14 protein-coding genes are annotated in these 15,945 nt (G+C 67.1%); 12 read left to right on the forward strand and 2 right to left on the reverse strand.

Translation table 11 applies throughout. The features are described 5' to 3' along the window. Positions 1 to 306 precede the first annotated feature (306 nt). Positions 307 to 1,650 carry an MFS transporter gene (locus tag B0920_RS05745; protein WP_078031587.1) on the reverse strand — a complete coding sequence of 448 codons (1,344 nt, stop codon included), beginning with the start codon at positions 1,648 to 1,650 and terminating at the stop codon, positions 307 to 309. A 150-nt stretch (positions 1,651 to 1,800) separates the two neighbouring features. On the opposite strand from B0920_RS05745, the gene cyoA reads away from it, so the two are divergent. The 10 genes from cyoA (at position 1,801) to B0920_RS05795 (ending at position 12,928) form a co-directional block, all read left to right on the forward strand. Next, complete coding sequence (gene cyoA / locus B0920_RS05750; RefSeq protein ID WP_078031588.1) at positions 1,801 to 2,847, forward strand: ubiquinol oxidase subunit II; 1,047 nt, start codon at positions 1,801 to 1,803, stop codon at positions 2,845 to 2,847. A 2-nt stretch (positions 2,848 to 2,849) separates the two neighbouring features. Beyond that, positions 2,850 to 4,853 carry a cytochrome o ubiquinol oxidase subunit I gene (gene cyoB, locus B0920_RS05755; RefSeq protein ID WP_078031589.1) on the forward strand — a complete coding sequence of 668 codons (2,004 nt, stop codon included), beginning with the start codon at positions 2,850 to 2,852 and terminating at the stop codon, positions 4,851 to 4,853. Continuing rightward, on the forward strand, positions 4,846 to 5,484 hold the full coding sequence (gene cyoC, locus B0920_RS05760) for a cytochrome o ubiquinol oxidase subunit III (RefSeq protein ID WP_078031590.1): 639 nt from the start codon (positions 4,846 to 4,848) through the stop codon (positions 5,482 to 5,484). The genes cyoB and cyoC overlap by 8 nt, the downstream gene beginning before the upstream one ends. Continuing rightward, a complete protein-coding gene (gene cyoD / locus B0920_RS05765; RefSeq protein WP_078031591.1) occupies positions 5,481 to 5,882 on the forward strand; it encodes a cytochrome o ubiquinol oxidase subunit IV in 402 nt (133 codons plus the stop codon). Before cyoC ends, cyoD begins: the two co-directional genes overlap by 4 nt. After that, positions 5,882 to 6,691 carry an SURF1 family protein gene (locus tag B0920_RS05770; protein WP_078031592.1) on the forward strand — a complete coding sequence of 270 codons (810 nt, stop codon included), beginning with the start codon at positions 5,882 to 5,884 and terminating at the stop codon, positions 6,689 to 6,691. The genes cyoD and B0920_RS05770 overlap by 1 nt, the downstream gene beginning before the upstream one ends. A 29-nt stretch (positions 6,692 to 6,720) precedes the next feature. Beyond that, positions 6,721 to 8,070, forward strand: coding sequence for an ATP-binding protein (locus B0920_RS05775; RefSeq protein ID WP_078031593.1), 1,350 nt, complete (start codon positions 6,721 to 6,723; stop codon positions 8,068 to 8,070). Beyond that, positions 8,054 to 8,596 (forward strand): response regulator transcription factor, encoded by a 543-nt coding sequence (locus B0920_RS05780; protein WP_078031594.1) that lies wholly within the window; start codon positions 8,054 to 8,056, stop codon positions 8,594 to 8,596. Before B0920_RS05775 ends, B0920_RS05780 begins: the two co-directional genes overlap by 17 nt. Continuing rightward, on the forward strand, positions 8,596 to 8,982 hold the full coding sequence (locus tag B0920_RS05785) for a cytochrome c family protein (protein ID WP_078031595.1): 387 nt from the start codon (positions 8,596 to 8,598) through the stop codon (positions 8,980 to 8,982). Before B0920_RS05780 ends, B0920_RS05785 begins: the two co-directional genes overlap by 1 nt. Positions 8,983 to 9,262: 280 nt before the next feature. Further along, entirely contained in the window at positions 9,263 to 11,923 is a 2,661-nt protein-coding gene (locus B0920_RS05790) for a glycoside hydrolase family 3 C-terminal domain-containing protein (protein WP_078031596.1), read from the forward strand. Between the two features lie 36 nt (positions 11,924 to 11,959). Next, complete coding sequence (locus tag B0920_RS05795; protein WP_078031597.1) at positions 11,960 to 12,928, forward strand: alpha/beta hydrolase; 969 nt, start codon at positions 11,960 to 11,962, stop codon at positions 12,926 to 12,928. Positions 12,929 to 12,958: 30 nt separating this feature from the next. Here B0920_RS05795 and B0920_RS05800 read toward each other — a convergent pair whose 3' ends face one another. Next, complete coding sequence (locus tag B0920_RS05800) at positions 12,959 to 13,720, reverse strand: ZIP family metal transporter (RefSeq protein ID WP_078031598.1); 762 nt, start codon at positions 13,718 to 13,720, stop codon at positions 12,959 to 12,961. A 145-nt stretch (positions 13,721 to 13,865) separates the two neighbouring features. Between B0920_RS05800 and B0920_RS05805 the strand changes: the two genes are divergently transcribed. Both B0920_RS05805 and B0920_RS05810 read left to right on the forward strand, forming a co-directional pair. After that, the gene (locus B0920_RS05805) at positions 13,866 to 14,300 is read left to right on the forward strand and encodes an acetyltransferase (RefSeq protein WP_078031599.1); all 435 of its coding nucleotides are present in this window, start codon (positions 13,866 to 13,868) and stop codon (positions 14,298 to 14,300) included. Between the two features lie 12 nt (positions 14,301 to 14,312). After that, entirely contained in the window at positions 14,313 to 15,731 is a 1,419-nt protein-coding gene (locus tag B0920_RS05810) for a metallophosphoesterase (RefSeq protein ID WP_078031600.1), read from the forward strand. The last annotated feature ends 214 nt before the right edge of the window (positions 15,732 to 15,945 follow it).

The raw sequence follows: 15,945 nt of genomic DNA on the forward strand, positions 1-15,945 counted from the left end.
CTGCGTCCTTTCTACATTAGCCAATAAACGTCGTCCCTGCGGAGGCGGGGACCCAGGTTGTGCGTGCGCCGTCGAGATGCTGGCGAATTACCTTGGCCTACAAACGTCGTCCCCGGCATCGGCGGCCCCCTTTGTGGGGACCCGAGTTTTGCGTGCGTCGTCGAGATGCTGGCGAATTACGTTGGCCCAAAAACGTCGTCCCCGCGAAGGCGGGGACCCAAGTTTGCAAGCATCTCGACAACGCACGCAGAACTTGGGTCCCCGCCTGCGCGGGGACGACGGTTTTTAGGCCACGGCTTTAAAGAATCAGTCGCGAATCTCCAGCGCCCGGTTCAGGCTCAGCGCCGCCAGCGAGCCCACCGCGCCCGACAGCAGGTAGAGGCTGACGTAACCCAAGCCGAAGTGCGCCGACAGGCCCAGCGCCACCAGCGGGGCGAAGGCAGCGCCCACGAGCCAGGCCAGGTCCGAGGTCAGGGCCGCGCCGGTGTAGCGGTATTGCTGCTTGAAGTTGGCCGTCACCGCCCCCGCCGCCTGGCCGTAGGACAGGCCCAGCAGGGTGAAGCCCACCAGGATGAAGGTGTTCTGGCCGGTCACGCCGCCGTCCATCAGGGTCGGCACGAAGGCCGAGAAGATCGCGATCAGCGCCGCCAGGGTGCCCAGGGTGGTGCGGCGGCCGACGCGGTCGGCGATGTAGCCCGAGGCCAGGATCGCCAGCGCCGCCAGGCCCGCGCCCCACATCTGGATGTGCAGGAACTCGTTCATCGGCCGGGTATCGTACAGCTGGATCCAGGACAGCGGGAACACGGTCACCAGGTGGAACAGGGCGTAGCTGGCCAGCGCGGCCATCGCGCCGATCACCACGTTGCTGCCCTGGCTGCGCACCAGCTCGCCGACCGGGGCAGGATCCAGTTCATGCGCGTCCAGCAGTCGCGAGTACTCGCTGGTCGAGACCAGGCGCAGGCGCGCGAACAGGGCCACGATGTTGATCGTGAAGGCGCAGAAGAAGGGATAGCGCCAGCCCCAGACCAGGAAGTCGTCCTGCGACAGGTTGGTGGTCAGGAAGGCGAACAGGCCGGCCGCGATCAGGAAGCCGATCGGCGCCGCCAGCTGGCCCAGCATGGCGTACCAGCCGCGCTTGTTCTCCGGCGCCGACAGCGCCAGCAGGGAGGGCAGGCCGTCCCAGGAACCGCCCTGGGCCACGCCCTGGCCGATGCGCGCCAGCGACAGGATCACCACCGAGGCCATGCCGATCTGGCCATAAGTTGGCAAGAAGGAAATCACGACAGTCGAGGTGCCCATGAGGAAGAGAGCGATGGTCAGCTTGATCTCTCGGCTGAACCGCTTTTGAATCTCCATGAACACGACGGTACCGAGCGGGCGCGCCAGGAAGGCAAACGCGAACACGGTAAAGGAGTAGAGTGTGGCTTCCAGCCGGTCAGCCCACGGGAAAAAAACGGCGGGAAAGACCAGGACCGAAGCGATGGCATAGACGAAGAAATCGAAATATTCCGAGGCGCGGCCAATCACCACGCCGACGGCTATTTCTCCCGGGTGGATTTCGCCGTCCCGGGCGTTGATGTTGCGGGCCCCACTCGTAGGGTGGGTGATCGGAGCGGCACCTGCGCCGCCGTACGTCGTCGTGCTTTGCATATTCTTCGTCTCCTTGAAATCCCGGTCATCCAACCCCTCTTGTCAAAATTGCATTTTGGCAAAGGGTGGGACAAAACGTCCAATGTTCGTGGACGACCGTTGGCGTTACAGTAGCATGTTCTTATCCCCATGTAACGTTAGATACCTAGCATGATTCCTAAAATTGTCCGCCGCGGACTCCCATTGCTCCCGTTAGCAGCCCTCGCCGGCTGCAACACGGTGGTGATGAACCCCACCGGCGATATTGCGAAACAGCAGGCCGACCTGATCACGATCTCGGTCTTGCTGATGTTGATCATCATCGTGCCCGTGATGATCCTGACGGTTCTGTTCGCCTGGCGCTACCGCAAGGGCGCCAACGCCAAGTACGAACCGGATTGGGACCATTCGACCAAGCTCGAGCTGGTGATCTGGGGCGCGCCGCTCCTGATCATCATCGTCCTCGGCCTGATCACCTGGGTTTCGACCCACAAGCTCGATCCCTACCGTCCGCTCGACCGTATCGACGAGAACCGTCCGATCACGGCCGATGTCAAGCCGCTGGAAGTGCAGGTCGTGGCGCTGGACTGGAAGTGGCTGTTCATTTATCCGGAGCAGGGCATCGCTTCGGTCAATGAACTGGTGACCCCGATCGACGTGCCGGTGCGCTTCAAGATCACCGCCTCGACCGTGATGAACACCTTCTACATCCCGACCCTGGCCGGCATGATCTACGCAATGCCGGGCATGGAGACCACCCTGAACGCCGTGCTGAACAAGACCGGCGACTACAAGGGCTTCTCCGGCAACTTCAGCGGCGAAGGCTTCTCGCACATGAAGTTCGCCTACAAGGGCATGACCCAGGCCGATTTCGACGGCTGGGTGCAGAAGATGAAGGCCAATCCGGGCGTGCTGAACCGCCAGGACTACCTGGCCCTGGAAAAGCCCTCGGCGCGCGAGCCGGTGCGTCATTACGGTTCGGTGGAACCGGCGATCTTCAACCGCATCGTCAACCGCTGCGTGGCTGAAGGCACGGTCTGCATGAACCAGCAGATGCACGACGACGCCAAGCGCAACCATGTGGCCGCGGCCATCCGTTCGCTGCCGAAGGCCAGCGCCGCCCAGGTGGCCGCCGCCGCTCCGGTGGACGTGGCTGCACTGGCTGAAGTGTGCGAAACCCCGGCGGGCGCAACCGCCAACAATCCTGTGAAGAAGTAAACATGCAAGACTCATTCGACTTGACGAAGCTCATCTTCGGTCGGCTCACCTGGGACGCGATTCCGTTCCATGAGCCGATCCTGATCGCTACCTTCGCCGGCGTCCTGGTGGGTGGTGCGGCCCTGCTCGGCCTGATCACCTACTTCCGCCTGTGGGGCACTTTGTGGCGCGACTGGATCACCAGTATCGACCACAAGAAAATCGGTATCATGTACATGATCCTCGGCCTGGTGATGCTGCTGCGCGGCTTCGCCGACGCGCTGATGATGCGCGCCCAGCAGGCGTTCGCCTTCGGCTCCAACCACGGCTTCCTGCCGCCGGACCACTACGACCAGATCTTCACCGCCCACGGCGTGATCATGATCTTCTTCGTGGCGATGCCGCTGGTGACCGGCCTGATGAACTACGTGGTGCCGCTGCAGATCGGCGCGCGCGACGTGGCCTTCCCCTTCCTGAACAACTTCTCGTTCTGGATGACCACCATGGGCGCCGTCCTGGTGATGGCCTCGCTGTTCGTGGGTGAATTCGCACGTACCGGCTGGCTGGCCTATCCGCCGCTGTCGGGCATCCTCGCGAGCCCGGGTGTCGGGGTCGACTACTACATCTGGTCGCTGCAGATCGCGGGCGTGGGCACCTTGCTCTCGGGCGTGAACCTGATCGTCACCATCATCAAGATGCGCGCGCCGGGCATGGGCCTGATGAAGATGCCGGTCTTCGTTTGGACCTCGCTGTGCACCAACATCCTGATCGTGATGTCCTTCCCGATCCTGACCGCCGTGCTGGCCATGCTGGGCATGGACCGCCTGTTCGACACCGCGTTCTTCACCAATGACCGCGGCGGCAACGCGATGATGTACGTGAACCTGATCTGGATCTGGGGCCACCCGGAGGTGTACATCCTGATCCTGCCGGCCTTCGGCATCTTCTCGGAAGTCGTCTCGACCTTCTGCGGCAAGCGCCTGTTCGGCTATACCTCGATGGTCTATGCGACCGTCGTGATCATGGTCCTGTCCTACCTGGTGTGGCTGCACCACTTCTTCACCATGGGCAGCGGGGCGAGCGTCAACTCGTTCTTCGGCATCACCACGATGATCATCTCGATCCCGACCGGGGCCAAGATCTTCAACTGGCTGTTCACCATGTACCGCGGCCGCATCCGCTTCGAGCTGCCGATGATGTGGACCGTGTCCTTCATGCTGACCTTCGTGATCGGCGGCATGACCGGCGTGATGCTGGCGATCCCGGCTGCCGACTTCGTGCTGCACAACTCGCTGTTCCTGATCGCCCACTTCCACAACGTGATCATCGGCGGCGTGGTGTTCGGGCTGTTCGCCGGCTTCAACTACTGGGCGCCCAAGATGTTCGGCGTCAAGCTGAACCAGTTCTGGGGCAAGGTCTCGTTCTGGCTGTGGTCGCTCGGCTTCTGGTTCGCCTTCATCCCGCCCTACATCCTGGGCTTCATGGGCGTGACCCGTCGCATGAGCCACTTCGAGGATCCTGAACTGCAGCCGCTGTTCCAGATCTCGCTGTTCGGCACCCTGATGATCGCGGGCGGCATCGCCGCGCTGCTGATGCAGTGCTTCACCACCTGGCGCGACCGCAAGCAACTGCGCGACGTGACCGGCGACCCGTGGGACGGCCGCACCCTGGAGTGGTCGACCTCGTCGCCGCCGCCGGACTACAACTTCGCCTTCACCCCGGTGGTGCACGACAACGACACCTTCGCCGACATGAAGAAGAACGGCTACCAGCGTCCGCTGAAGGACTTCGTGGCGATCCACATGCCCAAGAACACCTGGGCAGGCTTCGGCATCTCGGCCCTGTCGGCCGTGGTGGGCTTCGGCATCATCTGGCACATGTGGCTGCTGACCGCCGTCGGTTTCGTCGCCATGATGGCCGCGATCATCGTCCACACCTTTAACTACAAGCGCGATTTCTACATCCCGGCGGAAGAAGTGACCCGTACCGAGAACGAACGCACCCGTATGCTGGAAAGCTATGTCTGAACTTAAAGCAACTATTCCCGGCGGCCTGACCGCCGAGCAGGTGACCGCGCGCTATCTGGTGCGCGAGCACCATCCGGAGCAGGGCACCTTGCTGGGCTTCTGGATCTACCTGATGAGCGACTGCCTCATCTTCGCGTCCCTGTTCGCCACCTACGCGGTGCTGGGCCGTAACTACGCCGGCGGTCCGACCGGCGCCGAACTGTTCGACCTGTCGCTGATCGCCATTAACACCGGCTTCCTGCTGCTGTCGTCGATCACCTTCGGTTTCGCGATGATCTCGGCGCAAGCCAAGAAGCTGGGCGCGACCCTGGGCTGGATGGGCATCACCGGCCTGCTGGGCCTGGCCTTCCTGTCGCTGGAAATCTACGAGTTCCAGCACCTGATCCATGAAGGCGCCGGCCCGCAGCGCAGCGGCTTCCTGACCGCCTTCTTCGCGCTGGTCGGCACCCACGGCCTGCACGTGCTGTTCGGCTTCGTGTGGCTCGTGACCCTGATGTTCCAGCTCAAGAAACACGGCATCACCCCGGAAAACTTCCGTCGCCTGTCGTGCCTGTCGCTGTTCTGGCACTTCCTGGACGTGGTCTGGATCGGCGTGTTCACCTTTGTCTACCTGATGGGAGTGCTGCCATGAGCGACCACATCCACCACCACGAACACGACCATGACGGTCATGAAGTGTACGTCACCCACTACAGCGCCAAGGACTACATCGTCGGCTTCGTGCTGTCGCTGGTCCTGACCGCGATCCCGTTCTGGCTGGTCATGGGCAACGTCCTGCCGGCCGACACCACCCGCTGGGTGATCATGGGCTTCGCGGCCGTCCAGGTCGTCGTGCAGATGCTGTACTTCCTGCACATGAACTCGAAGGCCGAAGGCGGCTGGAACATGATGGCGCTGATCCTGACCGTCATCCTGCTGGTCATCGTGATGGCCGGCTCGATCTGGGTCATGCACCACATGAACGCCAACATGATGCCGGGCATGGGTGGCGCGAGCGACACCACCCACGGCACCCACGACATGCCCTAATGGCGGTCGCGCACGATCAGCCGCCGGGCGCGGCGCCGCTCCAGCGTTCCGGCCTGGCCCGGAAGCTCCTGGCGGTGCTTGCACTGCTGCTGATCGTGCTGTTCGCAGGTCTGGGAACCTGGCAGGTCTACCGCCTGCAATGGAAACTGGACCTGATCGCGCGCGTCGATGCGCGCGTGCACGCTGCACCCGTTGCGGCGCCGTCGGCGGCGCAATGGGGGCAGGTCACCAGGACTTCCCACGAATACCGGCGCGTCCAGCTGTCCGGGCACTACCTCTACGAATTCACCACCCCCGTGCAGGCCGTCTCCAGCCTGGGCGCGGGCTTCTGGCTGCTCACGCCCCTGTGCACGGCGGACGGCCAGATCGTCTTCATCAACCGCGGCTTCGTGCCGGCGGCCCCGAACATGGCGGGCCGCTATCCGGCGCGCCGGGCAAGCGGCGAAGCCTGCGCGACCGCGGGGCCGCAGGTTTCCGTCACCGGCCTGCTGCGCCTGCCCGAGCCGGGCGGCGGCTTCCTGCGCGATAACGACCCGGCGGGCAACCGCTGGTTCTCGCGCGACGTTGCCAGCCTGGCCGCCGCGCGCGGCCTCGCCCCTGTCGCGCCTTACTTCATCGATGCCGGCAAGGACCAGGACCCGGCCGGGGCGCCGGAAAAGGCGGTCGGCGGCCTCACCGTCATCTCTTTCCAAAATAACCACCTCGTTTATGCGCTCACTTGGTATGCTCTGGCCCTGATGGTGGCCGCTGCCTGGTGGTGGGTCGGCCGTTACGGCGACGCCCGGGCGACCGGGCCAGCCCAGGACTGAACGACTTACAGGTCGAGAGACGGGTTCCGATGCAATCACCCCTGGATTTCTTTGCCAAGGCGGCCGGCCTGTCGCCGTCCGCGGCCGCCGCGAACGTGGAGTTCGCGGCCGGCCACAAGAACATGCTGCAGCTGATCGAGCTGCGCTGGATCGCCGTGATCGGCCAGGTCACGACCATCGCGGCGGCCATGCTGATCTTCGAGATCGCGCTGCCGCTGGTGCACATGCTGCAGGTGCTGGCCTGCCTGATCGCCTTCAACATCGCCAGCCACCTGCGCTGGCACGAGCGGCGGCCGGTCTCGAACGGCGAGATGTTCCTGGCCCTGCTGGTGGACGTGGCCAGCCTCACCGTGCTCCTCTACCTCTCGGGCGGCACCACCAATCCCTTCGCCTTCCTCTACCTGCTGCAGGTGATCATCTCGGCGGTGCTGCTCGAGGTGCTGTGGACCTGGTCGATCGTGGTCATCACCATCCTGTGCATGGCCGGGCTGGCGATGTACGCCCAGCCGCTCGCGCTGCCCTTCGACCATGCGCGCGGGATCGGCAGCATCTACGTCCAGGGCCTGCTGGTGTGCTTCGCGCTCAACGCGGCCCTGCTGGTGATGTTCATCTCGCGCATTTCGGACAACCTGCGCGAGAAGGCCACCCAGCTCGCGGGCCTGCGCCAGCGGGCCGCCGAGGAAGAGCACATCGTGCGCATGGGCCTGCTGGCCTCGGGCGCCGCCCACGAGCTGGGCACGCCCCTGGCCACGGTCTCGGTGATCCTGGGCGACTGGAAGCGCATGCCGGAGTTCAAGAACAATCCCGAGCTGCTGGAAGAGATCAACGAGATGCAGACCCAGCTCAAGCGCTGCAAGGCCATCGTCAGCGGCATCCTGCTCTCGGCCGGCGAGGCGCGCGGCGAGTCGGCGGTGCGCACCACCATCCGGCACTTCCTCGACGGCCTGGTCGAAAAATGGCAGGGCAGCCGTCCGGTGCGCGGCTTCACTTACAATAACGGGATCGAGGTGGATCTGCCGGTGGCGTCGGACTCGGCGCTCAAGCAGACCATCGACAACCTGCTCGACAACGCGCTGGAAGCCTCGCCCGACTGGGTCGGCCTGGACGCCCGCATCGAGGATGGCGTGCTGCACCTCACGGTGCTGGATCGCGGCCCCGGCTTCGCGCCCGGCATGCTGGCCCAGATTGGCAAGCCCTACCAGTCGACCAAGGGCCGGCCCGGCAGTGGGCTGGGCCTGTTCTTGGTGGTGAACGTGGTGCGCAAGCTGGGCGGCACGGTCACGGCGCGCAACCGCGAAGAGGGCGGGGCCGAGGTGGCGCTCACGCTGCCGCTGTCGGCGATTGAACTGGAAGAGGACAAGATTGACAGCCAAGCCTGAGCCCTTGCTGCTCATCATCGAGGACGACGAAGCCTTCGCCCGCACCCTGAGCCGCTCCTTCGAGCGCCGTGGCTACCGGGTGCTGGTGGCGAGCGGCTACGAGGAAGCGCAAGCGCTGCTGCAGCAGCACACCCCCGGCTACGCCGTGGTCGACCTCAAGCTCAAGGGGAACACCTCGGGGCTGGCCTGCGTGCAGCTGCTGCACGAGCACGAGCCCGACATGCTGATCGTGGTCCTGACCGGCTTCGCCAGCATCGCCACCGCCGTCGAGGCGATCAAGCTGGGCGCGGTGCAATACCTGGCCAAGCCCTCCGACGCCGACGACATCGAGGCCGCCTTCGGCCACGTGGCCGGCAGCACGGACATCGAGGTCACCAACCGCTCGACCTCGATCAAGACCCTGGAATGGGAAAAGATCCACGCGGTGCTGGCCGAGACCGATTTCAACATCTCCGAGGCCGCGCGCCGCCTGGGCATGCACCGCCGCACCCTGGCGCGCAAGCTCGAAAAACAGCGGGTCAAGTGATGCGCGGCGTTTGCGCGCTTCTGGGACTGGTGCTGGTGCTGGCCGGCTGTGGCCGGGACCGTGACCGGCCTGTGGACCGGGTCGAATCCGGGCGCAAGGTCTTCGCGCGCTGCGCCAACTGCCACCAGGTGGGGCCGAACGCCCGCAATATCTTCGGACCCGAACTCAATGGCATCGTGGGCCGCCGCGCCGGCGGGCTGCCCGGCTATGCCTATTCGCCGGCCCTCAGGCAGGCCGGTTTCGTGTGGGACGAAGCTACACTGGCGGCCTTCCTGCGCGACCCCCAGAAGGTGGTGCCGGGCAACTCGATGCGTTTCTGGGGACTGAGCGACGACGAGCAGATCGCCGACCTGCTGGCCTACCTGCGCACCCACCCGGGGTCCTGAGCCGAACCGCCCCGGCGCATGCCGATGTTTGCGCCACCCACAGCGCATTCGCCACTCTCCGATATCGGTTCGGATATCGATCCCGTGTAAAAAGTCATTGCTCTCATATCCGTTCGCGCATTGCTTTTCAACTACCATTGGAAGCCTTGGCGATGCGGCCGACCGTGCGGCGCCCGTCGGAAGGGCGCATGGTAACGCAACCATCGACGCGACCATCCAAGGCGCCGCCGATGGTCGATGTCCGTGTCATTGATGCGATCCCATCTTCGACAGGTAGATCATGCAAAACAAAAAGACCGGGCCCACCGGGTCTGCAGGAGACAAACCACAGCGCGCCGGCCTGAAGGTCCTGGCCTGGGCGCTCTTCCTCGTGGCGGCGCCCGCCGCCGTGCAGGCAGCCGATGTGCTGGCCGAGGCCGACGCGCGGGCGCGCGCGCTGGTAGGGCGGATGAACATGGACGAGAAGATCGGCCAGCTCGTCAACGTCGCGCCGGCCGTGCCGCGCCTGGGCATCCCGGCCTATAACTGGTGGACCGAGTCCCTGCATGGGGCGATGGGCCCGGTGCGGACCACGAACTTCCCCGAACCCATCGGCCTGGCGGCCAGCTTCGACGCGCCCCTCATGCACCAGGTGGCAGCCGCGATCAGCGTCGAGGTCCGCGCGCTGCACACGCTCGGACGCCAGACCGGGCGCCTGGGGCGCATCGGCACCGGCCTGAATACCTGGTCGCCGAACATCAACATCTTCCGCGATCCACGCTGGGGGCGCGGCCAGGAAACCTATGGCGAGGACCCGCACCTGACGGCGGTGCTGGGCGTGGCTTTCGTGCAGGGCATGCAGGGGCCGAACCCGGACCTGCCGCAGGTGGTCGCCACGCCCAAGCACTTCGCGGTGCACAGCGGCCCCGAGTCGACCCGTCACTCGGCCAACGTGGACGTGTCGAAGCACGACCTCGAAGACACCTACCTGCCGGCCTTCCGCGCCGCCATGGTCGAGGGCAAGGCCGGCTCCATCATGTGCGCCTACAACCGCGTCAACGGGCAGCCGGCCTGCGGCAGCGAGATGCTGCTCAAGCATTACCTGCGTGGCGCCTGGGGCTTCAAGGGCTATGTGGTGTCCGACTGCGATGCGGTGACCGACATCTCCGAGCACCACAAGTACGCGCCCGATCCCGCTTCGGCGGTCGCCGTGGCCCTCAAGGCCGGCACCGACAACGAATGCAGCACCAAGACCCTGGGCGAGCCCCAGGACCTGGGCGCGCGCTACCGCGAGGCCCTGCAGCGCGGCCTGATCGGCCCCGAGGACATCGACCGCGCCCTGGTGCGCCTGTTCTCGGCGCGCTACCGCAACGGCGACCTGGCCGGCCTGCCGGGCCGCGACGGCAAGCCGGTGCCGGTCAGCGCCATCAACACGCCGGCCCACCAGGCCCTGGCCCTGGAGGCGGCGACCAAGAGCATGGTGCTGCTCAAGAACGATGGCGTGCTGCCCCTCAAGCCCGGCCTGAAGCTGGCCGTGATCGGCCCGCTGGCCGACGCCACCCGCGTCCTGCGCGGCAACTATTCCTCGACCCTGTCGGCGCCGCCGGTGTCGGTGGTCGAGGGCCTGCGCCGCGTCCTGCCGCAGGCGAACATCAAGCTGGTGCACGGCGCGGCCTCGATCACCGACGGCGACCCGGTCCCGGCGGCGGCCCTGCGCAGCCCGGACGGCAAGCCCGGCCTGCGCGCCGAGTACTTCAAGCGCAAGGACGGCAAGTTCGACGCGAAGCCGACCGTCACCCGCGTCGAGCCCGGCCTGGAATCGCATGCCCTCGAATTCAAGCAGCTCACGGACCAGCACAAGGTGGTCTGGACCGGCTACCTGGTGCCGCCCGAGAGCGGCGCCTACCGTCTCGGCGTCACCGGCGTGAAGGGCGAGCTGACGGTGGACGGCAAGCCCGCGCTCCAGGCGAGCGCGTACTCGAAATGGGCGGAACCTTTGCAGCTGGTCGACGTCCGGCTCGAGAAAGGGCGGCGCTACCCGCTGCGCTTCCATGTCGAGACCGGCGGAACCGGCGTCCCGGGCCTGTTCTGGAAGCGGATCGCGACCGACGCCGAGGCCGAGTTCCAGGCGGGCACCCGCGACGCCGATGCGATCGTGGCCGTGGTCGGCCTGACCTCCGACCTGGAAGGCGAGGAGATGACCGTGAACGCCGAAGGCTTCTCGGGCGGCGACAAGACCTCGCTCGACCTGCCGGCGGACCAGCGCCGCCTGCTGGAACGCGCCAAGGCCCTCGGCAAGCCCCTGATCGTGGTCCTGATGAACGGCAGCGCGATCGACCTGTCGTGGGCGAAGGACAACGCGGCGGCGATCCTGGAAGCCTGGTATCCCGGCCAGTCCGGCGGCCTGGCGGTGGCCAATGTCTTGACCGGCAAGTCCGATCCGGGCGGGCGCCTGCCGCTGACCTTCTACCGCGGCCTGGCCGACCTGCCGCGCTTCGACGACTATTCGATGAAGGGACGCACCTACCGCTACTACGCCGGCGCCCCCGTCTATCCCTTCGGCGCGGGCCTGAGCTACACGCGCTTCGAGTACGCGCCGCTGCGCGTCGAGCCGGTCGGCGGCGCGCCGGAGAACGGCGTGCTGGTCACCACCGAGATCGCCAACACGGGCGGGCGCGACGGCGAGGAGATCGCCCAGCTCTACCTGACGCCACCACGCTTCGAGGGCGCGCCGCGCCTCGCGCTGCGCGGCTTCCAGCGCGTGTCCCTGAAAGCCGGCGAACGCCGCCAGCTCAGCTTCCGCCTGAGCCCGCGCGACCTGAGCTTCGTCAGCCAGGACGGCGTGCGGCAACTGATGCCCGGACAGTACCAGATCAGCGTCGGATCGGGCCAGCCGGGGACCGGGGTCGCAGGGCAGCGGTCGACACTGACGCTGACCCGCAGCCTGCCCATGGCGCAGTAAGTTGCATCCACATCACACAAAGCAAAAGGAGACACGATGAGCATCCGCACGGAGACAGGCAGGGGATGGGGCAGGCTGCTGGGCAGGAGCCTGGCCGCCGGCGCGGTGGCCGCGGCGCTTGGGCTGGCGGCGCCCGCGATGGCGCAGAACGACAAGATGACGCCGATCGCGACCCCGGCGCAGCCGAACGCGATCGTGCTCGGCACCGGGCCGCTGCCGGGAGCGAGCGTGCAGGAAAGCTGGCACAGCCAGTACGGTAGCGTATTCGCCCGCAACGTCACGGTCGCCACCCTGACGCCTTTCCTGCCCGACCCGGCGAAGGCGACCGGCGCCGCCGTGATCGTCGCCCCGGGCGGCGGATTCCGTACCCTGTCGATGGACAACGAGGGCTGGGGCCTGGCCAAGGCGCTGAACGACAAGGGCGTGGCGGCCTTCGTGCTGAAGTACCGGCTGAACCAGACGCCGGCGGACCTGGACGCATTCGCCGAATCGATGGCGCGCATGTTCGCCGACGTCGCGCGCGCCAGGCGCCCGCCGGACCAGGACCCGGCCGTCACCCTGGCGCCCCAGATCGCCGACGCGCGCGCGGCCTTCGCGCTGGTGCGTTCGCGCGCCAAGGAATGGCGGGTCGATCCCGGCCGCGTCGGGATGATCGGCTTTTCGGCCGGCGCGATGCTGACCATGGCCACCGCGCTGCATGGCCAGGACGCCAAGCCCGCCTTCATCGGCAACATCTATGGCCCGCTGGGCGCGATGAAGCCGCCGGCCGACGCGCCGCCGCTGTTCGTCGCGCTGGCGGCGGACGATCCCCTGTTCGGCAATACCGGCTATGGCCTCATCGACAGCTGGCGCACGGCCGGTCGGCCGGTGGAATTCCACCTGTTCGAGAAGGGCGGTCACGGCTTCGGCATGTACCCCAAGAGGACCACCAGCACCGGCTGGTACGACAGCTTCGCGCGCTGGCTCGACATGCACGGCTACCTGAAGGCCGCGAAGGCCCAGTAGGGCGGCCGATGCCGGGTGACGGGCCACGCGTCACAGGCTGCTCTTGCTGAGGGAGAAGGCGGCCAGGAAGCCGAGGACCGTGATGAGGCCCGCGAAGTCGTGGGTCTCCTCGAAGGCTTCCGGAATCATGGTATCGACCAGCATGGCGAGCACCGCGCCGGCCGCCGTCGCCGTGGTGGCGGCGACGATTTCGGGCGAAGCCGCGCTGAACAGCGCATAGCCGCTCAGCGCGGCGAGGCCGGAGGCGAGGGCGATCCCGCCCCAGATCCCGAAGACGTAGCGCGCCGGACGCCCGGCGCGTTTCATGCCCGCCGCGCTCGACAAGCCTTCCGGCAGGTTGGACAGGAAGAGGGCCGCCACCACGGCCGTGCTCACGCCATTGCCGCCCAGGAGCGAGAGTCCGAGCACGATCGACTCCGGAATGCCGTCCAGCAGGGCGCCGATGGCGATCGCCATCCCGCTGCCGCCGCGTTCGGCCTCGGTCGGCTGGTGCGGGCCGGAGCGCTTGCGGTGGCGCGCGCCGTAGCGGGCGAGCAGGGCGTTGGCCACGGTGTAGGCAAGGGCGCCGCCCAGGAAGCCGACCGCGCAGGAAAGCAGACCGTCGGTTTCATAGGCCTCGTCCATCAGCTCGAAGGATAGGGCCGAGATCAGCACCCCGCTGCCGAAGGCCATGATGGCCGCGTTCAGTCGTTGCGGGACCGCGAAGCGGTAGCCCGCGAAGGCGCCGAGCAGCAGGGCGCCGCCCGCCACCAAGCCCCAGAAACCCGCCTCCAGCCAACCCGGCACATCCATCTCGTCTCCTTGCCCGCGATGGGGCGATGATAGCCCATGCCCGCGCGTCGATCCGTACGGCTGGGGCGCCCGGCAACAGGACAGCCATTCCCATGCACGCCGCCCTCGGGCACAATTGCGGTATTCGCATATTCGTGGAGTTCACATGGCGTTGATCCGCCCCTCGCAACCGGCGGACGTGCCGGTCCTGACCGACATCTGGCGGCGCAGCGTGCGCGCCACCCACGATTTCCTGTCGGAGCAGGACTTCCTCGACATCGAACGCATGGTCGCCGAGCAGTACCTGCCGCATGCGCCCCTGTGGGTGATCGCGCCGGAGGGCGTGCCGGCCGGCTTCATGGGCATGAGCGGCTCCCACGTCGATTCGCTGTTCATCGATCCGGCGCGCCGCGCCCAGGGCCTGGGCCGCGCCATGCTCGAGCACGCCGCCCGCATCGCCGGCAAGCTGAGCGTGGACGTGAACGAGCAGAACGCCCAGGCGATCGGCTTTTACGAACGCATGGGTTTCCGCCGCACCGGCCGCTCTCCGACCGACGATGCAGGCCGTCCCTATCCCTTGCTGCACATGCGCCAGGACTGAGGCGCCTATCCCATGAACCACTTCTTTCATGCGCGCCCGCTAGCGGCGCTGTCCGCCGCCGCCGCGATCCTGCTCGCCGGCTGCGCCCATCAAACCGGCGCGCAGGCGCCCGCCGATGAACCGGCCTATGTCGTCCTGGGCGAGAACGGCGCCGCCACCGCACGCCTGGTGACCCGCGCGCAGACCTGCCCGGAGATCCTGGTCGACGGCCGCGCGGCCCCGATGGCGGTGCGCGTGCCCTATGGTCCCATCCCGCTGCGGCCGAATGCGCCGGCATCCCTGCGCGCCGCGCCTTCCTCCAGCGTGCTGACCTGCGAGCAGGTCCTGCCGCAGGGGACGCGCAGCGCCTCGGTGCGCGGCCAGGCCCTGGCCCTGCCGCAGGCCGCCGCGCGCCGCATCGTGGTCCTGGGTGACACCGGCTGCCGCCTCAAGAAGGGCACCTGGCAGGACTGCAATGATCCCGATGCCTATCCCTTCGCCCAGGTGGCCGCGGCCGCCGCGGCCTGGAAACCCGAGCTGGTGGTGCACGTGGGCGACTACCACTACCGCGAGGATCCCTGCCCGCAGGACCGGCCCGGCTGCGCCGGCAGCCCCTGGGGCTATGGCTGGGACACCTGGCGCGCCGACTTCTTCGCGCCCGGCGCCAGCCTGCTGCGCGCCGCGCCCTGGGTCATGACGCGCGGGAACCATGAATCCTGCGCGCGATCGGGCCAGGCCTACTGGCGCTACCTCGACCCGCGCCCCTACCAGCCCGGGCGCGACTGCGACCTGCCGCAGGACGATGCGCGCGGCGACCATGGCGATCCCTATGCCGTCCCGCTGGGGGAGGGCGCCCAGCTGATCGTGTTCGACACCTCGAACACCAACTGGCGCGGCCTGCCGGAGCGCGATCCGCGGCGGGCGCGCTACCGCGACACCTGGCGCAAGATCGCCGAACTCGCCAGGGGCGCGCGCTACAACATCGGGGTCGACCACCATCCGCTGTTCGCCTTCGGCGCCAACCAGGACCCGAAGACCGGCGCCATCACCCTGTTCGGCGGGGACAAGGGCCTGCTCGACGCCTTCGGCGACATGGACCCCGGCTACCTGCCGCACTCGATCAGCATGCTGCTCTCCGGGCACGTGCACCTGTGGGAACAGGTCAGCTTCGCCAGCCGCCATCCGACCCAGCTGGTGAGCGGCTTTTCCGGCACCGCCGAGGATACGGTGCCGCTGCCGGCTGCGATCCCGCCCGGCACCGAGCCGGCCCCGGGCGCGGTGGTCGAGCATTTCAGCTCCTGGGTCGATGGCTTCGGCTTCATGACACTGGAGCGCACCGGCCCGCAGACCTGGGAAGTGGGGGTGTGGGACCGCGACGGCAAGCAGCGCAACCGCTGCCGGGTCGAGGGCAGCAAGTCGCGCTGCGAGCTGCCCCAGGTGCTGGGCAAATGAGCGGGAATGTGATCTCCGAGTAAATACATTGGCACAAATAAGGTTGCCATGAAATCATTTCCTGTGGCAATATAGCCGAGTGTCGGGGCGCCCAGCAGCGCGCGCCGACGGGTAGATCGCCCCCCCGAGAGGGGCCTGGTTTGCCGACATTCCCGCTTCCGGCCTATGCCCGGAAGTATCGACGGTGCCGCGGCCGCGCCGTGGCTGGCGCAGA

The organism is Massilia sp. KIM (assembly GCF_002007115.1).
Classification (GTDB): Bacteria; Pseudomonadota; Gammaproteobacteria; order Burkholderiales; family Burkholderiaceae_D; genus Telluria.

Coding starts and splice junctions, on each gene's coding strand:
- B0920_RS05745 (WP_078031587.1), bottom strand. CDS start 1,650: ATGCAAAGCACGACGACGTACGGCGGCGCAGGTGCCGCTCCGATCACC.
- cyoA (WP_078031588.1), top strand. CDS start 1,801: ATGATTCCTAAAATTGTCCGCCGCGGACTCCCATTGCTCCCGTTAGCA.
- cyoB (WP_078031589.1), top strand. CDS start 2,850: ATGCAAGACTCATTCGACTTGACGAAGCTCATCTTCGGTCGGCTCACC.
- cyoC (WP_078031590.1), top strand. CDS start 4,846: ATGTCTGAACTTAAAGCAACTATTCCCGGCGGCCTGACCGCCGAGCAG.
- cyoD (WP_078031591.1), top strand. CDS start 5,481: ATGAGCGACCACATCCACCACCACGAACACGACCATGACGGTCATGAA.
- B0920_RS05770 (WP_078031592.1), top strand. CDS start 5,882: ATGGCGGTCGCGCACGATCAGCCGCCGGGCGCGGCGCCGCTCCAGCGT.
- B0920_RS05775 (WP_078031593.1), top strand. CDS start 6,721: ATGCAATCACCCCTGGATTTCTTTGCCAAGGCGGCCGGCCTGTCGCCG.
- B0920_RS05785 (WP_078031595.1), top strand. CDS start 8,596: ATGCGCGGCGTTTGCGCGCTTCTGGGACTGGTGCTGGTGCTGGCCGGC.
- B0920_RS05790 (WP_078031596.1), top strand. CDS start 9,263: ATGCAAAACAAAAAGACCGGGCCCACCGGGTCTGCAGGAGACAAACCA.
- B0920_RS05795 (WP_078031597.1), top strand. CDS start 11,960: ATGAGCATCCGCACGGAGACAGGCAGGGGATGGGGCAGGCTGCTGGGC.
- B0920_RS05800 (WP_078031598.1), bottom strand. CDS start 13,720: ATGGATGTGCCGGGTTGGCTGGAGGCGGGTTTCTGGGGCTTGGTGGCG.
- B0920_RS05805 (WP_078031599.1), top strand. CDS start 13,866: ATGGCGTTGATCCGCCCCTCGCAACCGGCGGACGTGCCGGTCCTGACC.
- B0920_RS05810 (WP_078031600.1), top strand. CDS start 14,313: ATGAACCACTTCTTTCATGCGCGCCCGCTAGCGGCGCTGTCCGCCGCC.